Below are 24,035 nucleotides of genomic sequence, written 5' to 3' on the forward strand. Positions count from 1 at the left end.
TTACGTTGATATTGCAATTTGAGTCCAATTGAATATCGCTGATTTTTCTGGTGTTTGAGTAGAAAGAATGTCGGCATTAAAGGGCAAAAAAAAACGCCCCGATCTTAATCAAGGCGTCTAATCTATTTTAAAAGGTTTAATCTTATTTTTTCTCTGCAGAACTACCTAAATCAATTACGATAGGAGTAGAGATACATAATGATGAGTACGTACCGATGATACGACCAATCAATAATGCGAAGATGAATCCGCGAATACTATCACCACCAAAAATGAAGATAACCAATAACACGAAGAATACCGTCAACGAAGTTAAAATTGTACGACTTAAGGTACTATTCAACGCGAAGTTGATTAATTGATTACGTTCTTCGCCATGTAAATCTTCTTTACCAGATTCTTTTAATTTCTCACGGATACGATCGAATACCACAACTGTTTCTGTCATGGTGTAACCCATTACCGTTAAAATAGCTGCAATAAAATCTTGTCCAATTTCTAAAGAGAAAGGCATTACTCCGTCTAAGATGGTGTAGAAAGATAGAACCATCAAAACATCATGTGCCAATGCAATTACCGCACCTAAACCATACTGCCATTTTTTAAAGCGGACAACAATGTAGATAAACATGAAGATACATGAAATCAATACTGCGTAAAACGCACCATTAACAATATCACTTGCAATGATCGGCGTAACTTTCTGCGAACTTACAATCTCATACTTAGAACCAGCTAAACCTTTGTTCAAAGCATCTTCAACAACTTTATCAGTTCTAATGTCCTGATCTTCGATGTGGAAAGTAGTAGTAATTTTAACCTGGCTATCTTCTCCTGCAGTTTTAACCTCTGGTGTTTCATTATCAAAAACTGGTGCTAATTTTGATTTTAAATCTTCAGTATTAACAGCTTTATCAAAGTGAACAAGATAAGTTCTACCACCTTTAAAATCTACACCTAAGTTTAAACCACCATTTTTGAAGTACATACCAATACCAGCAACAATAATTATTGTAGAAATGATATAGTAGATTTTACGACGACCAACAAAGTTGAATGCTAAGTTTTTGAATGCATTACGCGTTAAGTTATTATCAAAGTTAACCTCAATTTTACGAGACAATAATGAATCAAATACCACTCTTGAAATGGCAACTGCAGCAAATAATGAAGAAAGGATACCAATACATAACGTAGTTGCAAAACCCTGAACAGGACCGCTACCGAATACGTATAAAATAGCACCTAATATAAATAAGGTAACGTTTGAATCAATGATAGAAGGCATAGCATGCTTAAAACCTTCTTTAATTGCATTGGCTACTGTTTTGCCATGTGCAAGCTCTTCCCGAACACGTTCGAAAATCAGGATGTTCGCATCAACCGATAAACCGATTGTTAAAACGATACCCGCAATACCCGGTAATGTTAATACAGCTCCTAACGAAACCAGGATACCGATAACAAAGAATAAGTTAATCAATAAAGCAAAGTTAGCAACCCAACCTGCACGGTGATAATATAGCGCCATGAAGATTAAGATCACAATAAACGCAATTACGAAAGAGATTAAACCATCGTGAATCGCTTGTGCACCTAAAGTAGGACCAACTACATAGCTTCCTGCAATACGTGCCGGAGCTGGTAATTTACCTGCTTTTAAGATATTTGATAAATCTTTAGTATCCGCTTGAGTAAAGTTACCAGTAATGGAAGATACACCACCGGCAATTTCATTCTGAACAGTAGGAGCAGAGTAAACCTGGTTATCTAATACAATGGCGATCGATTTTTTATTGTTCGCATCAGCAGCAGCTTCAGCAGTAATTTTTTTCCATTTCGCAGCACCTTCGCTGGTCATGTACATGGTTACTTCTGGCTTACCTTTTTGATCGAAATCATCTTTAGAATCGCTGATTGCATCACCACCTAAATCAGGTTTACCATCAGCACTTACCGCTTTAATTGCATAAAGTTCGAAAACTTTAGAACCTTCTCTAGGTTTAACGCTCCACATAAATTTCATCGTAGATGGAATCGCAGCAGCAACCTCAGGTAATCTTAAATATGAATTCACTTTAGCAGTATCTTTTTGTAAAGACATACCCACTACAGCACCTGGCATTAATTGTTGCTGTCCGTTTTCTCCCTGATAAACAGGAAGGCTTAGTACAGCATATAATGGATTAGATTTTGCTAATTCTGCTTTTACAACAGTGGAATCTTTTTTACCTAAACCAGCAAGTTTACCACCTTTAGCGGTAGTATCTTTAGTAGCCGCTTTTTCTAAACCAGCTAATTTACCACCAGCAGGAGCTGCAGTAGTATCAGTAGTGGCTGCAGGAGCATCAGCTTTTAAAGTAGCAGCTAAGGTTTTGTTTATGTTTTCAAGCAAAGGAACAACTTCCTGAACCTGATAAACCTGCCAGAACTGTAGTTCAGCAGAACCTTGTAGCAGTTTTGCAATACGCTCTTTATCTTGTACACCTGGCATTTCGATTAAGATCCGGTTACTGCCTTCTTGTTTTTGCATGTTCGGACTAACTACGCCGAAACCATCAATACGAGAACGTAAAACAGTAAATGAACGATCGATTGCGCTGGTAGCTTCTTTTTCTAAGAAAGATTCAACCTCATTATTGCTCGCACTTGGTTTTAACTGAGATGCATTGTCTTGATTAGAGAAATAATCTGCAAGTTTAACACCAGGACTTAATTTTTCAAATTCATCAACAAAAATTTTGATGTAATCTTTACCGCCGGCATTTAATTGGATTTGTGCATTTTGAACAGCTTGATTAAAGTTCGCATCAGTAGGGTTACCCGCTAGAGATTTAACCAATTCAGCTAACGATATTTCCATCGTTACGTTCATACCACCTTTTAAGTCTAAACCTAAATTAATCTCTTTAGCTTTAACTTCCCCGTAAGTAAATCCAACAACTGGATAAACTTTCTCGGTACTCATCGAATCTAAATAAGCTTTTTCTTTAGCCAGATCACCCTTCGCATAGTCTTTGGCGGCTTTTTCTACATTGGATGCTACCAATGTAAATGAGAGCGCATACGCACAAACGATAGCTAAAACTATCGCTATAAACTTAATAAAACCTTTTCCTTGCATTGTTTGTTTAAAATAATTTGTCTTTCGCTGTTTTTTAACAAGTCGGCAAATCTAATTAAATTTTTAAACTATAGAACCCCTTAACAGATAATTTATTAAGATTAATTTCCATTAGCGCATAATACCAATGCAATCGTTACGTTCCATCCATTTTAATGTTCAAATTATACCAGCTGATTGATTTGGAAAGCAAGAACAGCGGCATTTGGTTTGAGTTCGGTCCCGCTAAACGCTGTAGCCCGGTAGAAAAAACCGGGGCTGCCGCTTATATCGGGTTTAGGTGGCGCGGGTAGTATTTCTATTTTCAGCTATGTGCTTAGAACTCTTGTCATCGTTTAGCAGTTAATGAAATTACTTCCGCTTTAGAACTTCAAAAGTATAATCATACTTATTTTTTTCATCGGCTTGATGAGGTTCAGAACTTAACACTTCCCATTCGTTTCTATCAAATTCTGGGAAAAATGTATCCGCATCAAATTGATGATGGATGGTTGTTAAATAGAGCAGATCAGTCTTTGGTAAAGCCTGGCGATAAATCTCTGCTCCTCCTATGATGAAAACTTGTTTTTCCTCATTTTGGGTGATTAATAATGCTTCGTCTAAGCTATTCACCACTTCAGCACCTTCAATTTGCAAAGAGGCATCCCGGGTGATCACAATGTTCCTGCGGTTAGGTAATGGTCTGCCAACAGAATCAAACGTTTTACGGCCCAATATAACAGTATGACCGGATGTAGTTTGTTTAAAAAACTTTAAATCTGCTGGCATGTGCCATAATAACTGGTTGTTTTTTCCTATTTCTTTGTTTTCTCCTGTGGCGACAGCGATGGAAAGCGAAGGGCTTTTTTGTTCATTAGTCATTGGTCATTTGTTTATTAGTGTTTGCATGGTGTATCATTTGCTTAGGGTTTTGATTCCATTTATAATTGGTCGTTTGTTTATTAGTGTTTGCATGGTGTATCATTTGCTTATGGTTTTGATTACATTGATAATTGGTCATTTGTTTATTAGTGTTTGCAAGGTGTATTAAGCACTGTTTAATAGGCCAGATTCAAACATTCATTCTTAGATTATGATGAATCAGGTCAAATTTTTGCCAATATATTTTATGTAAGCATTAAGCTTTAGATGAAGGGTTTGTAGTTCGGTATAGAGTTCTAAATAACATCCTTCAGATATCAAATTCCTGTTTTTCGATTTCCTAAGGAACGACTTAACCTCCAAAATAGAACCCCGGCTGTAGTAACAAAAGTTTTTATTCTCTTTAAAATGGTATCGGCCATATCCTTCTGCAATGTTAGCACTGATAGAATCGGCAGCCCTACAGAGTTGCTTCCCTATGGTATCTTTTGCAAAATATTCCCATCTGGTAACTATATTCCAGATTTTATCTGAGATTATTTCTGATAAATTATACACTTCTAAATCCTCTAATTTATAATTCATTCTCTATTAAATTATTGAAATTAAATAAGGATGTAATAAAATAGGGTATTTAGGTATGCACCAAACAAATGAACCAATGGCTAATGACCAATGAACAGAAATCTACACCGCCACTACACCTTTAATATGTGGATGCGACTCGTAATTCTCCAAAGTAAAATCTTCAAACTTGAAGTCAAAAATACTTTTAACATCAGGATTGATCTTCATTGTGGGTAGTGGTTTTGGCTCACGGCTTAATTGTAAGTTAGCTTGTTCAATATGATTGTTATACAGATGTGCATCACCTAAAGTATGAACGAAATCGCCGGCCTCCAGGCCGCAAACCTGCGCAACCATCATTGTTAATAGCGCATAAGATGCAATGTTAAAAGGAACACCTAAGAAAATATCAGCACTGCGCTGATATAATTGGCAACTTAATTTGCCATCGGCAACATAGAATTGGAAAAATGCATGACAAGGGGGCAAAGCCATATTTTCAATCTCTGCTACATTCCATGCCGAAACAATAATTCTCCGTGAGTCAGGATTATTATTGATAGTGTTAATGATGTTGGTAATCTGATCAATGTGTTTTCCATCCGGCGTAGGCCAGCTTCTCCATTGCGAACCATAAACGGGTCCTAAATTTCCTGCTTCATCTGCCCATTCATCCCAGATACGAACACCATTATCTTTCAGGTATTTAATATTAGTGTCGCCGGTTAAAAACCAGATCAGTTCATGAATAATAGATTTTAAGTGCAGCTTCTTAGTCGTCACCATCGGGAAACCCTCCTGCAGGTTAAAACGCATCTGATAGCCAAAAACACTTACGGTTCCTGTTCCTGTACGATCATGTTTCTGAGCGCCGTTATCCAACACATGTTGCATTAAATCTAAATATTGTTTCATATAACCAAACCTAAAAAAGGCTTTTAATTTGCGAATAAATTTTCAGTTACAAATATCTAAAATTTATCAAAAGTAAAGGGTGTTAATTATAGACAATATGCCATTTTAACATTTTGATAACTTGATTACTTTGTTCTCACACCGCAAGGATGTATGTTTGCAGTGAGGGTGGTTGCTACTTTTGCAATTCAGACTCATGACTTACGAATCAAGACTCCAGACTAAAAATGCTATCTTTTCCAAACGCAAAAATAAATTTAGGCTTAAATATTACAGAGAAACGTGCTGATGGTTATCATAACTTGGAAACGGTTTTTTATCCGATAAATATTAAAGATGCTGTAGAAATTGTGGATGCAACAGAGACTTCCTGCAGAATCCATGGGATAGCCATTCCAGGAGATGCGAACGATAACCTGTGTTACAAAGCCTACCAGCTGATTAAAAATGATTATGATATTCCTGCGCAGCAAATTAATCTATTAAAAAATATTCCGGTAGGCGCGGGTTTAGGGGGCGGATCGGCAGATTGTGCTTTCGTAGTTAAGCTCATCAACGAAAAATTTAAATTGAATTTGTCTGTTGAACAAATGGAAGACTATGCGAAAAGGCTTGGTGCAGACTGCGCTTTTTTTATTGAAAATAAACCTGTTTATGCTTTCAATAAAGGTGATGAATTTGAAAAGTGCGAAGTGGATCTATCAGGTTGGTTTAAGGTTCTGGTAAAGCCACCCATTCACGTGAGTACTGCTGATGCCTATGCGTTGGTAAAACCTCAAAAGCCTTTGCAATCTTTAAAAGAAATGATACATTTGTCTCCAACAACATGGAAAGATAAGGTTATTAACGATTTCGAGCAATCGGTATTTGTAAAGTATCCCCAAATTCATCAAATAAAAACCAGTTTATACGATGCAGGCGCAACATTCGCTTTAATGAGTGGGAGCGGCTCGTCTGTTTTTGCAATTTTTAACGAACCTGTTAAACTGCCTGAACTGGAAAAAAACAACTTAGTTTATTATAATATTTAAAAGCTAAAAGGTAAAAGCAGAAAGACTAAAGCACGATCAGTCTTGATACTTTGAAAGCTAAAAGGTAAAAGCAGAAAGACTAAAGCACGATCAGTCTTGATACTTTGAAAGCTGAAAGGTAAAAGCAGAAAGACTAAAGCAAATCAGTCTTGATACTTTGAAAGCTGAAAGATAAAAGCAGAAAGACTAAAGCAAATCAGTCTTGATACTTAATACTAACTACTTGATACTAACAACATGAATATAAATCTCATCCGCAAGAGCGGGAAATTCAATTTTGAAGCAGAAAACGAAAATGGTTTTACTGTTGAACTAGATGCGAAAGCTGCGATTGGCGGCGAAGGTAAGGGTTTCAGGCCGATGGAAATGCTGTTAATCGGGCTTGGGGGTTGCAGTGGAATTGATATGGTAAATGTGTTAACTAAGCAGAAAGAACCTTTAGATGATATTAAAATTGCCATCAACGCCACCCGAAAAGAGGAAGAAATGCCACCCATTTTTGATGAGATCGAAATCCACTTTGAACTAACCGGCGATTTAAATACTGGAAAAGTAGAACGTGCATTGGCGCTCACTTTTGATAAATACTGCTCGGTCTCAAATATTTTAGGTCGCTCAGCAAAAATTAACTTTACTTACGAAATAAAAAAATAGTGAGATTCAGGAGTAGTAAGTACTAAGTATCAGGTATCAAGTTTGGGGAGGTCAAAATGCATGAGGCCAAATCTATACTCCATACAAAATCTTGATACTTGATACTAAAATCTTGATACTTGATACTAAAATCTTGATACCAACAAAAAATGAAATCCGAAAACTTTGAAACCATAGCGATTCGCACACAAACCGAAAGAAGCTTACATAAAGAACACTCTGCACCAATTTATTTAACCTCAAGTTATAAGTTTGATGATGCAGAAGAGATGCGTGCTTTGTTTGCCAATGAAAAAGAGGGAAATGTTTACAGCCGTTATTCTAATCCTAACACTTCAGAATTTATCGAGAAGATGTGTCTTTTGGAAGGTGCTGAAGATGGTTTCGCAACGGCTACCGGGATGGCCGCTATTTTTACCACCTTCGGCGCATTTTTGAAAGCTGGTGATCATATTGTATCAAGCAGATCGGTTTTTGGCTCTACCCACCAATTGCTCACCAACGTGTTTTCTAAATGGGGGGTAACATTTGATTATGCAGACTTGGATAAACCGGAAGATTGGGAGGCATTGATTAAGCCCAATACTAAAATGATTTTTGTAGAAACCCCATCAAACCCCGGAATAGATATCATTGACCTGGAGTTTCTTGGTCAGTTGGCAAAAAAACATAATCAACTTTTAGTGGTCGATAATTGCTTTGCCACGCCGTATCTGCAGCAGCCGATTAAACTGGGAGCGCATATTTCCATTCATTCAGCTACCAAGTACATCGACGGACAAGGTCGCGTTTTAGGTGGAATTATTTTAGGGTATAAAGATCTGATTGCAGAAATTATCGGCTTCGCCCGCCATAGCGGTCCGGCTTTATCACCTTTTAACGCATGGATTTTGTCTAAAAGTTTAGAAACTTTAGCTGTCCGGATGGATCGCCATTGCGAAAATGCATTAAAAGTTGCAGAATACCTGGAGAAGCATCCGAAAATCAAACTGGTTAAATATCCATTTTTAGCTTCACATCCTCAATATGAAATTGCGAAAAAGCAAATGAAACAAGGTGGTGGAATTGTAACCATCGTTGTAGAAGGTGGTATTGATGCCGCCCGTAAATTTATGGATAATTTGCAACTGTTCTCTATTTCTGCCAATTTAGCGGATACTCGTTCCATTGCTACACATCCGGCAACAAGCACGCATAATAAGCTTACAGAAGAAGAAAGAAATGTGGTAGGGATCGAGCAAGGTTCCATCCGTTTATCTATTGGCTTAGAACATATCAACGATATTCTGGCTGATATTGAACAGGCGTTGGTGACCATCTAGCCCTATAAAGGGAAATTGCAGGCGAGATGAGTAAGCATAGCTTATTGATCTCGCTTTTTTTTATATTATCTATTGAAGCTTATAACAACAATTATTTTAGTTCTGACGGGCGATTCTGAAACCTAACTTCTACGTCAAGTCATTCAAAAACAACCAACGATTAACTCAGAACGATTTCCTCCTCCAAACTTCTTACCCTACATCAATGCATAGCCGCTATGCCCGCAGTACATTTGTATCATAAACAAGAAAGGAAATTTATGTCACAGTTTATTTTGCACAAAGAAAACACCAGAGGCCATGCCAATCATGGATGGTTAAACGCGCACCACTCATTCAGTTTTGCTAACTATTACAATCCTGAAAGAATGCACTTCGGCGTTTTAAGAGTTTTAAATGATGACTTGATTGATGGTGGAATGGGTTTTGGTGCACATCCGCATGATAATATGGAAATCATTACGATTCCATTAGCTGGTGCTATTGCACATAAAGATAGCATGGGTAACACGGCAGAAATTAAAGCTGGCGAAATTCAGGTAATGAGCGCAGGTACAGGTGTAAGTCATAGTGAGTTTAATGCACTACCTGATGTTCAGTTGAATTTGCTGCAGATCTGGTTGTTCCCAAATAAAAAAAATGTAACACCTAGGTATGATCAAAGGGCTTTAGATGTGGCTGCCCGTCACAATAACTTCCAGCAGATTTTATCGCCAAACAGTGAAGATGATAATGTTTGGATTCATCAGGATGCCTGGTTCTCATTAGGGAAATTTGATGAAGGCTTTGAAACCGAATATAAAATTAAAAAAGAGGGCAATGGCGTCTATGCTTTTATAATTAATGGGGAAGTAACCATCAACGGACAAACCTTCAGCCGCAGAGATGGGATTGGCGTTTGGGATACCGATAGTATCAGTTTTAAAGCAAACTCTGCTGGCGCGGAGGTGTTGTTAATGGATGTTCCGATGGAATTATAATTAAAGTTATTTGTTGAAAGTTGCAGATCGATAGGTTTGGTTTGCAACTTTTAACCGATAACTCTTAACTTAAAAAAATATGCAAACTACGATACTTTACATTGGCAGAGATTCTGAAATTACGGTTGTAATGAACCGTTTGTTAAATGCCAGGCCTGAATGGAAAGGCATTTGTGTTTGTACAGATGAAGAGGCGGTTTCGGTGTTTAAGGAAGAGGCCATCGATCTGGTACTACTTGGTAATGGCATTGATCAGCAATGTGAACAGGCGCTTAGATTAAAGTTGCAAGCGATTAAGCCAAACATCAAAATCGTTCAACATTATGGTGGCGGAAGTGGATTACTTTATGGGGAAATTATGACTGCGTTGAATTAGGGTTTTATAATGCTAGGATTTTAGTATTTTTTTGTCAAATGCTTAGCATATATTTTTAGTTTATCTGATATTGAGATAGTCATATCTTAACTCATAAACAGTATTATCGGCTTTACTTTGATTTTAAACCCCGAAAATACCCGATATTGCAACCCTGATATTAAAATCATCCTGGGAGGAGCTAATTAATATTAATCAATTGGCAACGAAAAATAGCATTGCTATAACTGCGCTCGATATCTACATTAACATTAATCGTTAAGATCAAAATTATCTGAAAGCTAACCTCAGCACTTCAAATGCTATAATCCTTATAAATCTTAGCTAATGTACTCTCTGTCCTCGTCGCTTAATTCTTTCTTATTCGAAACAGGCTGATTTCTTTCAATTTCATTATCATAGCTGCTAAAGGTTTTTTTCGGGCGACCAACAATGTAGCCGATAATAAAACCAAGGATTACGCAGATGCCGATGACCAACAGTTTTGATACGGGAACGGTTGCCACCAGAAAATCAAAATCAACAGGGTCGGTGTTAACGGTTAAAAAAATAGTGAGTAATACGGTAAGGATGACGATGAAGATGGTTTTAGCACTCATGTTATTTTTATTTATCCTTTTTCAAGGTTTTGGTTTAAAAGCTGTAATTGAAAGAAAACTCTAATATAGGATTTTGATTGTATATCTTATTTACAAATACCAACCTCGCACCAAGATCTACAACAGGTTGGTACCGTAAAATGTTTACGCTGGTATTCAATTCTACGCCATAAGTTTTTGGTTCGCTAATATTAGTGCTTTTTCCAATGTTTTCATAGTGAGAAAATACACCCGCTCTAAAATTTCTAACGTACGCCAGCGGACCTAATTCCCAATCGGGAAATGCAAACGGGAAACGATAATTAAACAATAAGCTATTTTGCAGTTTGCTTTTTGCCAGGATGTTGTTATAACCATAAACCGTGGCAATCTCAGTAGCATATTGATTTACGCCACTTGCTTTTTGATAATTAAAACTTGCCAGAAAAGAATGGTTTTTTGCAAAGCCCGGAAAATAGAAAAAACTTTCAAGTGCCATAATTTCGCCATTAAGATTTTGATCAAATGGCTGATGATTATAAGTGGCTCGTAACACTTGTGCCCATCTTGGTGCAATATCTCTTTCGGTTGTTCGTACACTGTGATTAAAAGTAAAATTATACTCCATCGGGAATCTTAAAGTTTTAATAAAATTAGATGGCATATTTTCAGGTGCGTACCGTTGTGTAAAACTTGTAGCTGTATTTAGGGTAAAGGAATAGGTTTGATTCCTGGCATTGAAAGAGAGTGGAAGTGATGCATTTAATTTTACATAGTTTTCCCGCCAATCTCCTTGCTGAATTACATTCTTAGCGTGATAGAACGTTCGCTTTGGTCTGTTGCGATAGGTAACGCTTAAAACTGGATAGAGCGCCTTATAACGAATATCTGCAGTGTATTCAAAACGCTTTAAATCTCTATGGTATTTTGCGCCCGTATAGAAATCCATCGTGTTCAATAGATTGTTCGACTGAAGTTCTAAACCAAAAACGTATTCATTGTCGATAACAGGAATCAGACTGTGTACGCTGAAAAGGTTTAGACTTTGACGATACCGTTTTGATTGAAAAATCGAGTCGGGAATATTGTTGAAAACGTTGCCGATGTTTTCCTGTTTTTCTGCCGCTGCTGCAAAATCAACAAAGCCGTTTTCGCCAATGGGTTTTTGCGCGATGTCAGTTTCCGCTATTTCATACCCGTTGATTTTATAATCATTAAAAATGACTTTTCCATCCATTGTTACCGAAGGATTGAAAGCCCCATATTTCGATGCTGTTAGTGCTGATATTTTTTTAGAATTAATTGCGATTTCATAAATATTATCGATGCCATTGAAGTGTGCATTAAATGCAATTTTATCGTCGATAAAAATTGGCCTGCTCAGTTGCTGTCTGCTCTCCGCTATGAGCAAAGTTTTTTTATCACCCTCCAGTAAGCATAAATTTTTTCCCTTTTCCGTTACGCTGATGTATGCAATTTTATTTTCGGTAAGATCATAACTTGGGGTCTGCAAAATTTCATTTTCAAGGTTTGGAAAGGTCGTTAAAATCTTCCCGGTAGACGCATCAATTTCTACCAGATTAAACTGGTTGTTAAGTTCAACCTTTATAGCGATTATCTTTTTGCCATCGCTGGATAGGGTGGGGGAGAAGAGCCTGCTTTGGCTACTTAATTTTCTGAACTTTTTGGTCTGTAAATTATAGGAACAAATTACGCTATAGCTCCTTTGTTTGTAGCGTGGATCGTAGCGAATTTCATCCCAAACAATCATATTGTTTTTTAAGCTAAACCATGGATATTCCTGGTAACCTATTCCGAATAATTTTTGCTCAGATTGATCGTCGTTGATCAGTACAAAATGCCTTGCTTCCTGCTTACTTTCTTTGAGTGCTAAAACCTGATTTTTATTTAACCTTACAGGTAGAAAATAATTGGTTGCCAACGTAGTTTTTTTGTTGAGTGATTCATAGCTTTTTGCCACTACAATATCTTGCTGGTTTTTCCATTTTTCAGCAACATTATTCTGGGTGGAAAGAAAGTATGTTCTGGTATTTTTTCCAGTATATTTTTTTAAGCTTTTCGAGAAAGGGTAAATTCTAAATGGACGTTTCCTGATGTCTCCGAGTAAGCTATCTGATATGAACTGCCCGAATTTTTCTTTCATGTCTGCAACCATCAAATATCCTGTTTGATAATATCCAGGTGTGACGTCTTTATTAGATCCAAAATAGGCTTTGCTGTAAGATAATTTTTTGCCCTCCAAAAGTGATGTGCGATATGGCATGATCCAATTCGGCTGGCGTCCTCTGCCTGACCCGGTCAATGCGGTTTCGTTAACCACCGCATCACCCTCAAAAAACCAGATCGGGATGCCCGCTCCAAAGTAGGCAAAGTAAACCAGTTCGGGGAAAGGTCGCGCTTTTGTTCCTGTCAGTTTGTCAAACTGTGCAATATGTCGAAGTTCATGAACAGCAAGATTATTCAGCCAATCCTGACTATCAAAATACTGTGGAGGTGTAGTGTAGAACTCAGATTTCTTCGGGCCAAGCTGGACAAAACCATTGGCGATTGTTCCCTGGTTTTGGAGTAGGAGCGGAATCGAGGTTTTGTGTTGTCTTAATCCCAATCCAACTTTTGAGTAAATAAACGGCAATGTTCTCGCCATGCGCTGGGCATCATTTTCAAGTTCTTTGGGATAGATGATCTTAAAGCCGCCAGACTCAATAGCATTCCAATGTACACTAAGTGGGTTCTGTGCAGTGCTGAAGATTTGACCAAAAACAGAATGTGAAACGATACTTAATGAAATTGATGTTAAGTAACTGATAATTAGTTTACTGTTTAGTTTATTTGGTTTCATTAATTACGAATGCTAAAATTATTAGTTTTTTAAGATTTGAACTTGGATGTGATTCTATTATTTAAATTTATATAGTACTATTTTAAATTTTGATAATCAATAACTTATGTTTTTATTGAATTCCATATTTATTGATTTTATTTACGGTTTTGTTATTCATTATATAGGTTGGAACGCTTTAAAAAAGGCTTTAGTGATGCGTTCGATATAGTGCTTTAAATTACACTTATTAATCTATTTTAAGCAATTATTTTTCGTTGTTTTCTAAAATTATGATGGAGATGTGGTTGATTATTACTGCTTGCTTTGACCTGTGATTCGCTTTCGATTGTAAATCGCTACACCTAGAAACGCTCACGAAACCATTCGAGAATTTAAAATTTATCTAAGTAATATCTGAATCATCTCAATATTTGGCGCAGACAATAATAACCAGATCCCATTTTTAACTTCAGAATCTATTTGCAAATTGATATTGAGTCGTTAACTTTTATATAAATTAGACATATTAATAATGAATGTGGATAATGTCATTATGTCATCTCGTTGGTGTTTATATCTTTCAAGTTTAATTGGAGAAGATAGGTAATCATATTAAATAAGATTTCATTCAACAGTCTTTTAAGCAGATTAGGGGTATGTGATAATGCTCCTTTTTTAGTTCGTAAACAATAATTACAGGTCTTATGGCAAGTGATTTTTATCAAATACAGATGTCGATTTTTTTGAATGATGTATAAATTTTAACTGTAATAGTATCTGAAATGCACCTAATTTTATATTCCTAATGGCAAATCTTTCAAATATTCAGGAACAGTAGTCCGTTTTTAATCTTTTAGCCATAAATATCACTGTTCATTGCTTTGGTTATGTAAGTATCTTTTATACAGTGGTTTGTATTTTTTTTCGTATCTTTTTATTATTTGTAAGATGCCTGGCTTTGCCCCTTTAAAATTTATCTAATCTAACTGACTTTCACCTCAGAATGGTCAAAATCTGGTCTGATATTTTAAATTTTAAGGTAGTTGCATTATTGGAATGGAGGTGGTTTTTGGCTTTTATTTGACTGTAAAAGTCTCAGGTTTCATACCCTGCATTTGTGATATTATTGAATAACATACGGCTTAATAACCAATGTTCTACAGCCTGTTTTAGCTTCTAATCTGATGGTTAAACTATTTAAAACGCCGATGAAATCAGCTGCAATATTTAAAGATTTAATCTCAGAATATAATGCCCTCAAGTAGGGTATTATGGCCTAGATTTAGTATTAGAAATAACAACTATATCAAAGTTAAATCACCTAAGATTTAGTCGCTTTTTTTATAGCATTTTACGGTGATAAATAGTGTTAAAAAAGGATTTTGGAATACGCTATTCTTAAAGTTTGTTTCTTCGTTTTTTGTAAATAGGATAGAAGAATATAGTGCTTAGTATAATGGCTGCTCCGATGTAAAATCCAGCGGTCATTTGCTCTTTATCTTTGAAGAAAATAAAGGCCAAAAGTATTCCGTAAACGGGTTCCAGATTTGTGATTAATGCTACCCGAAATGCTGATAAAGTTCGCATTACGGAGACACCTGCCACGTAAGCTACTGATGTGCAAAGCGTACCTAAAAGGCCTATATAAAGCCAGTCTTTCAGGCTAAGGTTAAAAGGAGAATGGATTAAAGATCCATCGTATAAACGGTATAAAGTGATCCAAAATAATCCACCAACCAGCTCATAAAAACCAATAATAGAAGGCTCACTTTTCTGAACAAGGGTAGAGTTTATCGTGGAGAAAAGACTTGACGCTACTGCGGCAAGAAGTCCGAAAATTATACCTAAAGTATATTGGCCTTCAAATTTAAAGATCATATAGATGCCGAGAATGATGATCAATCCGACCAAGATATCTCCAATCTGAATAGGCTGTTTTTTGATCAGTGGCTCTAGAATTGCAGTAAATAAAGTGAAGGAAGAAAGGCATACTAACGTCACTGAAACGGTAGATACTTTAATCGCATGAAAGAAAAATATCCAGTGAATGGCAACGATGGCGCCAGTTAAAAAGAACTGAATAAATTGTTTTCTTGAAATTTTAATATTCTTTTTCGTGATTATAAACCACGCAAAAAGCGTAGTTGTTGCGATCAGTACCCGGTACCAAACCAAGGGTACTGCATCTATCGAAATTACCTTACCGAGCACTCCGGTAAAGCCCCATATTAACACTGTAAAATGAAGAATTAATAAGTTTTTTTTAGTGCTCTCCATCTTACTTTGGCGCTCTTTTCAATAAATAAATGCCAAGTAAGCCAAATGCAATAGTTGGAGAGATTACAGCGATAACAGGTGGCAATCCACCCTTGGTAGAAAACATCTGCGTAAACTGATTGAAGACGATGTAAGCGAAGCTAATAAAGATTCCGATCCCAAGGGAAACACCTACCCCACCTCGAACCTTACGCGATGATAATGCTACGCCAATCAGCGTTAAAATATAGGCAGAAAGTGGATGCAGAAAACGTTTATACTGCTCAAACTCCAAGTCGTTCATGATGCCTGTTCCCCTGATTTTTTCTTTCCGGATTTTGTCGGCAAGTTCTTCTGTAGATAAGTTCTGAACCACATTTGCATAGGCAGAAAAATCATCAGGGCGCATATCAAAAATGGTATCTTTTAGTTTACCGTTTCCATAAATCATTGTTTCTTTAAGGCTGTTTATTCTACGAATAGAGTAATTGCTCAGTTGCCATTTTCGCTTTGTAGAGTCCCATTTAATATTATCGGCTACTATCTTTTTTACCAGCACATCACCATTAAAATTATCCAATGAAAACCGATAACCATAATTGGTTTTGTTGTCAAAACTTTCCAGATAGATATAAGTTTTGTCGTCCAGTTTCATGTGGATATTTGTTTTTGTTGAGGGATCGTTACGCTTCACATAGGTATTCTCAAAACTATTTTTTAACGTATTGGTGTAGGGTAAAACGTAAAGATTTGAACCGAGATTGGCTGCAAATATCACTGTAGCTGATACGAAATAAGGTAAGAGAAATCTGTTGAAACTAACTCCTCCACTTAAAATCGGAACGATCTCTGTTTGATCAGCCATTTTAGCCGTAAAGAAAATTACAGCAATAAAGTTGATTAGCGGCGAGAGCATGTTTACATAAAATGGAATGGAGCCCGCATAATATTTAGAAAGAATGCCCCAGAAACTGAGGCCACTCTTCATAAAATCATCCATTTTTTCGGACAGATCAAATACCACAATAATGATCACGAAAATAGCCAGGGTATAGATAAACGTACCCAGATATTTACCGATAATATACTGATCAATGATTTTAATCTTTCCTTTTAACAGACTCATTCTTATAATTTTTGACCTAAAACCTTCACCATTTTATTCTTCCAGTCATAAAATTCGCCTGAAATTATTTTCTCCCGGGCCTGCTTAACTAACCACAGGTAGAAATGTAGATTATGTAATGTAGCAATTTGCGCTCCAAGCATTTCTTTGCTGTGCACTAAATGTCTTAAATAAGCTTTGCTGGTTACCTTGTCTGCATGTAAATCACTTTCAGCATCCAATGGAGAAAAATCATTTTCCCACTTTTTGTTTCTAATGTTGATAATCCCGTTTCGGGTAAAAAGCATTCCATTACGTGCATTTCTGGTTGGCATTACACAATCAAACATGTCTACGCCAAGTGCGATGTTCTCCAAAATGTTGATTGGCGTACCCACACCCATTAAGTAACGTGGTTTTTCGTAAGGTAATATATCACAAACCACTTCGGTCATAGCGTACATTTCTTCAGCAGGTTCACCCACAGATAATCCACCGATGGCATTGCCTTCACGGTTCATACTGGCAATAAATTCTGCAGATTTTATTCTCAGGTCTTTATATACCGAACCTTGAACAATAGGAAATAGTGTTTGATCGAAGCCGTATTTTGGTTCTGTATTATCAAAACGTGTGCAGCAACGTTTTAACCAGCGGTGTGTCATTTTAATTGACTGCGCGGCGTAAGTATAATCGCAAGGGTAAGGTGTACACTCATCAAAAGCCATAATAATATCAGCGCCAATGGTACGCTGAATATCCATGGCATATTCTGGGGTAAAAAGATGCTTTGATCCATCAATATGCGAATGGAAAGTAACACCTTCTTCTTTAATTTTACGCACTTTACTTAATGAATAAACCTGGTATCCACCGCTATCGGTTAGAATCGGACGATCCCAGCCGATAAATTTATGTAAACCTCCGGCGGTTTCCAAAATATCTAAACCCGGTCTTAAGTAAAGGTGGTAAGTATTGCCTAATATAATTTTAGCATCAATATCTTCTTTTAATTCCCGCTGGTGAACGGCTTTAACTGTTCCGGCGGTGCCAACAGGCATAAAAATTGGCGTTTGTATTTCGCCATGGGCAGTGGTAACGGTCCCGGCTCTGGCCTTTGATAATGGATCGTTTGCCTGTAAAGTAAATTTCATATAGGTTACAAAAGTAACAAATTTAACACACCTATATATACTGTTGAAGAGTTTAATAGCCTGGATTAAACAATTCAGATACCAGGAATGAATTGATAGTGGGAAGAGTTGGTCGATTCATGTCCTTAATCCTATCAGGAAAATAATAATCTTAAGGTTTTTTTGAACATCAGGTATATTGCAGATTTAAAATGCGAAATTTGCGCCTATTTATTTTACCATTGTGATCTTAACCTTAACAGAAATTATCCTGCTCTCGATATTGGCTTTCTGCCTTTTAGTTCAGCTTTATTACGTATTATTTGTTCATTTAAAATTAGCTACTGCTACGATAGAGGTAATCCCTTTCATCGGTAGAAAACCGTTAAGTGTAATTGTATGCGCCCGAAATGAAATTAAAAACCTAACTGAATACCTGCCTGCACTGATGACACAGAATTATCCTGAATATGAGGTGGTTGTGGTTAACGATCGCTCCTGGGATGGTACAGAAGAATTCCTGGAGCAGATGGCAGAGCAATACAGCAATTTAAAAGTTGTAAAAATATTAGATAACGATAAGTTTTTGGCTGGTAAAAAGTTTGCCGTAACGATGGGCATCAAGGCTGCTAAACATGAATGGTTGGTTTTCACCGATGCAGATTGTACGCCTGCATCTGATCAATGGCTAATGAACATGCAGCAACCCGAAGATGAAAACATAGAAATCGTTTTGGGTTATTCACCATATATTAAAAGACGTGGATTATTAAATGCGCTGATTCGGTTCGAAACATTTTTTACTGCCGTCAACTACCTTTCATTTGCATTGAAAGGAATGCCGTATATGGGCGTAGGTCGGAATATGGCTTATAAAAAGGCATTGTTTTTTAAAAATAAGGGTTTTGCCGCACACATGCATATTCCATCGGGGGATGATGATTTATTTGTGAATGCGCATGCGAATAAGTGTAATACCGAAATTCGTATCCATGCAGACAGCCATGTGTGGAGCGAACCTAATCGTACCTGGAACGGTTATCTTAAACAGAAAAAGCGTCACTTTGGTGCCGGAAAAATGTATAAGGCGAAGCACAAATTCATTTTAAGTTTACAAATTATCTTTCAACTTCTTTTCTACGGATTTTTTGTGGCCAGTATGTTTTTAAGCAGGGAAGCCCAATACGTAGCGGGAGGTATTCTGTTACTGAGCATCCTCATTAGGAGTTTTATCTATCCAAAACTACTCAAACGTTTAAACTATGGCGATTTACGTTGGTGGTTCCCAATATTAGATATACTTTTGTTTCTGTTTTTAACGTTGAACGGATTCTTAGCCATGTTTGGCAAGAAAAAAGTAAATTGGAAGTAAGTTACAATCATTAAGAGTTACCCTATGGCTGATGTAAAACCAGATATTATTTTAAAATATTTTCCAGACCTGACCGAGAAGCAGATTGCTCAGTTTTCGCAACTGTTTGATTTGTATAGTTACTGGAATGCGCAAATTAATGTGATATCCAGAAAAGATATTGAGGAATTATATGAGCGCCATGTTTTGCATTCGCTTGGGATAGCCAAAGTTTGTACGTTCAAATCTGGAGAATCTGTTTTAGATGTAGGAACGGGTGGTGGTTTTCCGGGTATCCCATTGGCTATTTTATTTCCTGAAACGAATTTCCATCTGGTAGATTCCATCGGCAAAAAGATTAAAGTAGTTAAGGAAGTGGCTTCTGCTTTGGGGTTAGAAAATCTACAGGCTGATCACTTAAGAGCTGAACAGATCAAGAGTAAGTTCAATTTTGTGATCTCAAGAGCAGTTACCCGTTTAGGGGAATTTTATCCGTGGATTCAGGGCAAGTTTAAAAAAGATTCGATAAATGCCATTCCTAATGGTATTCTTTATTTAAAAGGTGGTGATTTGGAAGAAGAGATTAAAGAATCAAAACTGAAAGCAGAATTGTACCCGCTTTCAGCTTATTTTGAGGAAGATTTCTTTGATACAAAATTTGTGGTTTATGTACCGCAGTAATTGATTAAGAGTATTAAACCATTTTCATTGCAAGAAGTGTAATATTGTAATGTGTTTTATTTATGAATATATCACTTTATCTAAGTGTTTGTTTTTGAAGAATTTGTGTTTATTTTTTGTCCTAATCCGGAATTCAATTCCGGATTAGTCCAGATTATTTTTATATTTGCTTCATGATTCAGCGAATTGGAAAAAATAAATTAAAACAGTTGGCTTCTAAGTTTAGAGTGGTTGCTGTTGTCGGGCCAAGACAAAGTGGCAAAACTACCATTTGCAAAGCTACTTTTCCACGTAAACCATATGTATCATTAGAAAACCCTGATATAGCTGATTTTGCCATTACCGATCCCAACGGTTTTTTAAGGCAGTTTAAAAATGGAGCCATTTTAGATGAGGTACAAAAGTTACCTCATTTATTCTCATATATTCAGCAAATTGTTGATGAAAATAATAAAGCTGGTTTTTTTATACTTAGTGGCAGTAATAACTTTTTAATGCAGGAAAGTATCTCACAGACTTTAGCGGGGAGGGTAGCATATCTCCATCTATTACCTTGTAGTTTGAAAGAATTGAAAACAGCCAAACTATTATCCAGTTACGAAAACCATATTTTTAATGGGGGTTATCCTGAACCTTTATATAAAAACATTACGGCTACAGATTGGTATCCCAATTATATTAACACCTATGTAGAAAGAGATGTTCGCCAATTAAAGAATATAACAAATTTAGTTTTGTTTATGAAGTTTTTACGTTTGTGCGCAGGTCGAACCGGGCAAATACTAAATATGCAGTCATTAGGAAATGATTGTGGTATTGATGCTAAAACAGTGCAGGCATGGCTAAATATTTTAGAATCCAGTTACATCATTTATCTGCTGAAACCATTTTATAATAATTATAATAAGCGGATCATTAAAGCCCCAAAGCTCTATTTTTACGATACAGCAATCGTTTGTAGTTTATTAGGGATACAAAATAAGGAACAGTTAAAATCTCATTCAAGTATTGGTGCTTTGTTCGAAAATATGGTGATCATAGATTTATTGAAACAACGCTTAAATAATGGCTCTCAGGATAATCTATACTATTGGAGAGATAAAACGGGCAATGAACTTGATGTTTTGCTCGATACGGCTACTTCGGTTACTGCTATAGAAATTAAGGCAGGAGCTACAATGAATGCCGATTATCAGAAAGGCTTATTGTATTTTAAAAATATCGTAAATGACAAAAAAGTTATAAAAACTATAGTTTGCTATACTGGTTCGGCTACTCAAAAAAGGAGTAATGGTGTTGAAGTAAAGCCTTGGGAAAAAGTAATATAATGCAAAAACCGAAAGCAGAATTGTATCCGCTTTCAGCTTATTTTGAGGAAGATTTCTTTGATACAAAATTTGTGATTTATGTACCGCACTAAGTATTAGCTTTTAGGAAGGACTTCTACATAAACTACCTCTTTTTTAACAGGTTTTGTTTTTGCCTTTAACGGTACCGGTTCTGCTATCACAACAGTTAATTCTTCAGGCTTATCCATCACTTTTGCGCCCTTAACCGTAGTGATACAATTTTTTGATTCTTTCGCTTTTCCTTTTGGCTCAATCGGAGGTGGCGGCGGAAGTGTTGGTGTATTAGGTGATTTTGGGATTTTTATCTTCAAAACTGTTGGCGGCGGCGGAGGTGGCGGCGGAACTTGTTTTGATCCTTTTCCAGTAGGTACTGGCGGAGCAGGTACGATCTTAATTTGTTTTACCTTCCTCTTTTTTGTGGTATCTTGCGCAGTTGTTAGTAACACTGCATTCTTGTTTGGATAAAGGTCTACCACGCCGTAATTTTTAGTAAAAGCCATTGTTGATGCGCAAATTAAAGCGCCTGTAACAGGCAATACCAACAGCAATCTGAGCCTGGCCCATTTTGCGGATTTTTTCTGATTTAACATGTTTATTCTTCTTTTTAAAATGGATGAATTAAATATCTGATTCGTTAATTGGATAGATTGGTCGCCATAAGAATTTTGGATCAGGAACATTGCATATTCATATTTATTGATCCCTTTATCAGTCGTTTCTTCGTCCGCCAGGTATTCATGCAATAGTTTTACATCACTTTTAAGCTTATAAATTATAGGATTAAACCAGATCAGGCATCCAATAATCTCAAAGAATAGCACATCAATGCTGTGCCTCTGCTTAATATGAGCCATTTCATGATTCATGATCGTGCGTTTCTGAGGCAGATCAGGATCAGAAAACAGAAGGTTGAAAAATGAGAATGCCGATTTTGTATCCTGTAATTCTATAATGACGATACCGTTATCAGTTTTATGATCTGATTGTTTGAGCAGTCTAAATAGATGTCTGAACCCCCAGGCCAATTTGGAGAGAAAAAACAATGCCGGGAGGAGATAGACAATGAGGATAATCTGGACTGAAATTAGACCATCTGTGCCGGATTCGGTTTGTTGATTCATTATGATTTGACTTTCAACAGCATTTGTCTGCAAAAATCCAAACTGGAAAAAAGGAATAGTGAAAGCAATTAAAGCGCTTACAATCAGAAAGTACCTGTTTAAGGTATAAAAGGTTTCCTTGTGCAGAAATATTTTGTAGAACCCATAAAATATTATTAGATATAGGTTGGCTTCTAGTAGATAGTACATCAGATTCATGATTGGTCTTTTTTAAGTTTTTCTGCAAGCCGAATTAACTCTGTCAATTCATTATTGCTCATGATTTTATCATTTACCAGGAATGAAACAAGACTTTCGTACGAGTTCTCAAAATAATTGTTCATCACTTTATCGAGTGCAAACTTCTTATAATCTGCTTCTTTAATGATAGGGAAGTAGATATAGGTATTCCCAATGGCTTTATGGTCTACAAAACCTTTTCCTTCTAAAACCCGAATCACCGTAGAAACGGTATTATAGGCAGGCTTAGGTTCATTCATTTTTTCAATCACATCTTTAACCAACGCTTCTTCCATATCCCAAAGAATTAGCATAATCTGTTCTTCAGCTTTAGTAAGTTCTTTTATCATAATAACTATTTATATAGTTTGCTTATTTGAATATACGACTATAAAAATAGTTAAAAAACTATTTTTATAGTTTAATTATAAATTACTGTATATCAGTAGATTAATTTTTAGTCGAAAATATCGGCGCATTAAAAAACCTGCTTTATGGGCAGGTTCAGATCTTTAATGAAATTTGTTTTCGTTATTTTTTCATGATCATTTTATCCTTTAGTGATTGTTGCAAACCAGTTTGCCTATCAATATTTTTAACAACATCTAATACCGTAACAGCAGCATCGCTGAAGAACTGTTTGGTGATGGTAGAATATTCATCTGTTGCTTTGTGATAATCTTTATGATCTTCCACACCGAAGTAGAGAAATGGAATATCCTTGGCGTTAAATGCACCTTGATCACTTTGGTTTGTCCAATCATCATGACCAAGTTTAGGATCATCGTGCCCTAAAGAAACCTTAATATCTTTTCTGGTAGTATCAATATACTTCTTCAGATTTGGATATTTATAGGTGCCACAAACATATAACTCAGCCTTTTCACTATGGCCAATCATATCCATATTAAGGTTTACGGCAATTGTGCCGATTGGCACGGGGGGATTGGCAACAAAGGCCTTAGCCCCTTGTAAACCCATTTCTTCTGCATCAAATGAGGCGAAAATGATGGTGTTGTTCGGTTTGTTTTTTGCGAAGTAAGCAGCAATTTTCAATAATCCCGCTGTTCCGGATGCATTATCATCTGCACCATTAAATACTTCCTCCTTTACCGTTCCAAGGTGGTCATAATGAGCGGAAACTACAATGACGTTGTTCCCTTTACCCGGAATGTATCCGATTACATTGGTACCGTTTACCTTTGCCCCATTTCGGGAATTAAAGGTAAATTCTTGCGCATAATTTATATTTTGAGGATAAGATTTCAAGCCCAGCTTTTGAAAACGGGCAATGATGTAAGCCCTTGCCATTTCTGCACCTTTGGTACCGGTTCTCCGACCTTGATAAGCATCAGAGGAAAGGATTTCTACATCTTTTAAAAGTTGTGCATCTAACTTGCCGGAGCCTGCTGTGCTTTGATTTTTTACTGATGAACAGCAACTGAGCATCATGGCAAAGGGAATAATATAAAGGATTTTCATAATTTTTTATTTACATCACGGCAAGGATTAAAGCAAGCCGTACTCCAGGACGATGTGTATTCAAATTTTTTTAAAGATATTAATTATT

Annotated in this window: 20 protein-coding genes; 8 read left to right on the forward strand and 12 right to left on the reverse strand. The window is 36.5% G+C overall.

Annotation, left to right across the window (positions count from 1 at the left end; all coding sequences use genetic code 11):
- Window positions 1-142: 142 nt before the first annotated feature.
- The 4 genes from secDF to SOM16_RS18025 form a co-directional block, all read right to left on the reverse strand.
- Entirely contained in the window at window positions 143-3,124 is a 2,982-nt protein-coding gene (gene secDF / locus SOM16_RS18010; RefSeq protein WP_320465389.1) for a protein translocase subunit SecDF, read from the reverse strand.
- A 351-nt stretch (window positions 3,125-3,475) separates the two neighbouring features.
- Window positions 3,476-3,985 carry a dihydrofolate reductase gene (locus SOM16_RS18015; protein WP_320465390.1) on the reverse strand — a complete coding sequence of 170 codons (510 nt, stop codon included), beginning with the start codon at window positions 3,983-3,985 and terminating at the stop codon, window positions 3,476-3,478.
- A 219-nt stretch (window positions 3,986-4,204) separates the two neighbouring features.
- A complete protein-coding gene (locus tag SOM16_RS18020; RefSeq protein WP_320465391.1) occupies window positions 4,205-4,570 on the reverse strand; it encodes a four helix bundle protein in 366 nt (121 codons plus the stop codon).
- A gap of 102 nt (window positions 4,571-4,672) precedes the next feature.
- The gene (locus tag SOM16_RS18025; protein ID WP_320465392.1) at window positions 4,673-5,467 is read right to left on the reverse strand and encodes a thymidylate synthase; all 795 of its coding nucleotides are present in this window, start codon (window positions 5,465-5,467) and stop codon (window positions 4,673-4,675) included.
- 227 nt (window positions 5,468-5,694) lie between these two features.
- Between SOM16_RS18025 and ispE the strand changes: the two genes are divergently transcribed.
- The 5 genes from ispE to SOM16_RS18050 all read left to right on the forward strand — a co-directional run bounded on the left by ispE (window position 5,695) and on the right by SOM16_RS18050 (window position 9,830).
- The gene (ispE, locus tag SOM16_RS18030) at window positions 5,695-6,498 is read left to right on the forward strand and encodes a 4-(cytidine 5'-diphospho)-2-C-methyl-D-erythritol kinase (protein WP_320465393.1); all 804 of its coding nucleotides are present in this window, start codon (window positions 5,695-5,697) and stop codon (window positions 6,496-6,498) included.
- A gap of 237 nt (window positions 6,499-6,735) precedes the next feature.
- Window positions 6,736-7,152: an OsmC family protein gene (locus SOM16_RS18035; RefSeq protein WP_320465394.1), complete on the forward strand. Its 417-nt coding sequence runs from the start codon at window positions 6,736-6,738 to the stop codon at window positions 7,150-7,152.
- Window positions 7,153-7,301: 149 nt separating this feature from the next.
- The gene (locus SOM16_RS18040; RefSeq protein ID WP_320465395.1) at window positions 7,302-8,474 is read left to right on the forward strand and encodes a trans-sulfuration enzyme family protein; all 1,173 of its coding nucleotides are present in this window, start codon (window positions 7,302-7,304) and stop codon (window positions 8,472-8,474) included.
- Window positions 8,475-8,734: 260 nt separating this feature from the next.
- Window positions 8,735-9,454, forward strand: coding sequence for a pirin family protein (locus SOM16_RS18045; protein WP_320465396.1), 720 nt, complete (start codon window positions 8,735-8,737; stop codon window positions 9,452-9,454).
- 79 nt (window positions 9,455-9,533) lie between these two features.
- Complete coding sequence (locus SOM16_RS18050; RefSeq protein WP_320465397.1) at window positions 9,534-9,830, forward strand: hypothetical protein; 297 nt, start codon at window positions 9,534-9,536, stop codon at window positions 9,828-9,830.
- A gap of 320 nt (window positions 9,831-10,150) precedes the next feature.
- On the opposite strand, the gene SOM16_RS18055 is transcribed toward SOM16_RS18050, so the two are convergent.
- The 5 genes from SOM16_RS18055 to tgt form a co-directional block, all read right to left on the reverse strand.
- The gene (locus tag SOM16_RS18055; RefSeq protein WP_320465398.1) at window positions 10,151-10,429 is read right to left on the reverse strand and encodes a LapA family protein; all 279 of its coding nucleotides are present in this window, start codon (window positions 10,427-10,429) and stop codon (window positions 10,151-10,153) included.
- 34 nt (window positions 10,430-10,463) lie between these two features.
- Complete coding sequence (locus SOM16_RS18060; RefSeq protein ID WP_320465399.1) at window positions 10,464-13,268, reverse strand: hypothetical protein; 2,805 nt, start codon at window positions 13,266-13,268, stop codon at window positions 10,464-10,466.
- Window positions 13,269-14,648: 1,380 nt separating this feature from the next.
- Window positions 14,649-15,527 carry a DMT family transporter gene (locus SOM16_RS18065; RefSeq protein WP_320465400.1) on the reverse strand — a complete coding sequence of 293 codons (879 nt, stop codon included), beginning with the start codon at window positions 15,525-15,527 and terminating at the stop codon, window positions 14,649-14,651.
- Between the two features lies 1 nt (window position 15,528).
- On the reverse strand, window positions 15,529-16,632 hold the full coding sequence (locus tag SOM16_RS18070; RefSeq protein ID WP_320465401.1) for an LptF/LptG family permease: 1,104 nt from the start codon (window positions 16,630-16,632) through the stop codon (window positions 15,529-15,531).
- Window positions 16,633-16,634: 2 nt separating this feature from the next.
- Window positions 16,635-17,765: a tRNA guanosine(34) transglycosylase Tgt gene (gene tgt / locus SOM16_RS18075; protein ID WP_320465402.1), complete on the reverse strand. Its 1,131-nt coding sequence runs from the start codon at window positions 17,763-17,765 to the stop codon at window positions 16,635-16,637.
- A 223-nt stretch (window positions 17,766-17,988) separates the two neighbouring features.
- Here tgt and SOM16_RS18080 point away from each other — a divergent pair, with 223 nt between their 5' ends.
- The 3 genes from SOM16_RS18080 (at window position 17,989) to SOM16_RS18090 (ending at window position 21,104) form a co-directional block, all read left to right on the forward strand.
- Window positions 17,989-19,116 carry a glycosyltransferase gene (locus SOM16_RS18080; RefSeq protein ID WP_320465403.1) on the forward strand — a complete coding sequence of 376 codons (1,128 nt, stop codon included), beginning with the start codon at window positions 17,989-17,991 and terminating at the stop codon, window positions 19,114-19,116.
- A gap of 24 nt (window positions 19,117-19,140) precedes the next feature.
- Entirely contained in the window at window positions 19,141-19,776 is a 636-nt protein-coding gene (rsmG, locus tag SOM16_RS18085; RefSeq protein WP_320465404.1) for a 16S rRNA (guanine(527)-N(7))-methyltransferase RsmG, read from the forward strand.
- Between the two features lie 173 nt (window positions 19,777-19,949).
- Window positions 19,950-21,104, forward strand: a complete 1,155-nt coding sequence (locus SOM16_RS18090) for an ATP-binding protein (protein WP_320465405.1) — start codon at window positions 19,950-19,952, stop codon at window positions 21,102-21,104.
- 95 nt (window positions 21,105-21,199) lie between these two features.
- On the opposite strand, the gene SOM16_RS18095 is transcribed toward SOM16_RS18090, so the two are convergent.
- The 3 genes from SOM16_RS18095 to SOM16_RS18105 form a co-directional block, all read right to left on the reverse strand.
- The gene (locus tag SOM16_RS18095) at window positions 21,200-22,246 is read right to left on the reverse strand and encodes a M56 family metallopeptidase (RefSeq protein WP_320465406.1); all 1,047 of its coding nucleotides are present in this window, start codon (window positions 22,244-22,246) and stop codon (window positions 21,200-21,202) included.
- A 194-nt stretch (window positions 22,247-22,440) separates the two neighbouring features.
- Window positions 22,441-22,815, reverse strand: coding sequence for a BlaI/MecI/CopY family transcriptional regulator (locus SOM16_RS18100; RefSeq protein WP_320465407.1), 375 nt, complete (start codon window positions 22,813-22,815; stop codon window positions 22,441-22,443).
- A gap of 181 nt (window positions 22,816-22,996) precedes the next feature.
- Entirely contained in the window at window positions 22,997-23,947 is a 951-nt protein-coding gene (locus SOM16_RS18105) for a M28 family peptidase (protein WP_320465408.1), read from the reverse strand.
- Between the last annotated feature and the right edge of the window lie 88 nt (window positions 23,948-24,035).

Origin of the sequence: Pedobacter sp. CFBP9032 (assembly GCF_034045265.1) — a bacterium.
In the GTDB taxonomy this organism is placed as follows: domain Bacteria; phylum Bacteroidota; class Bacteroidia; order Sphingobacteriales; family Sphingobacteriaceae; genus Pedobacter.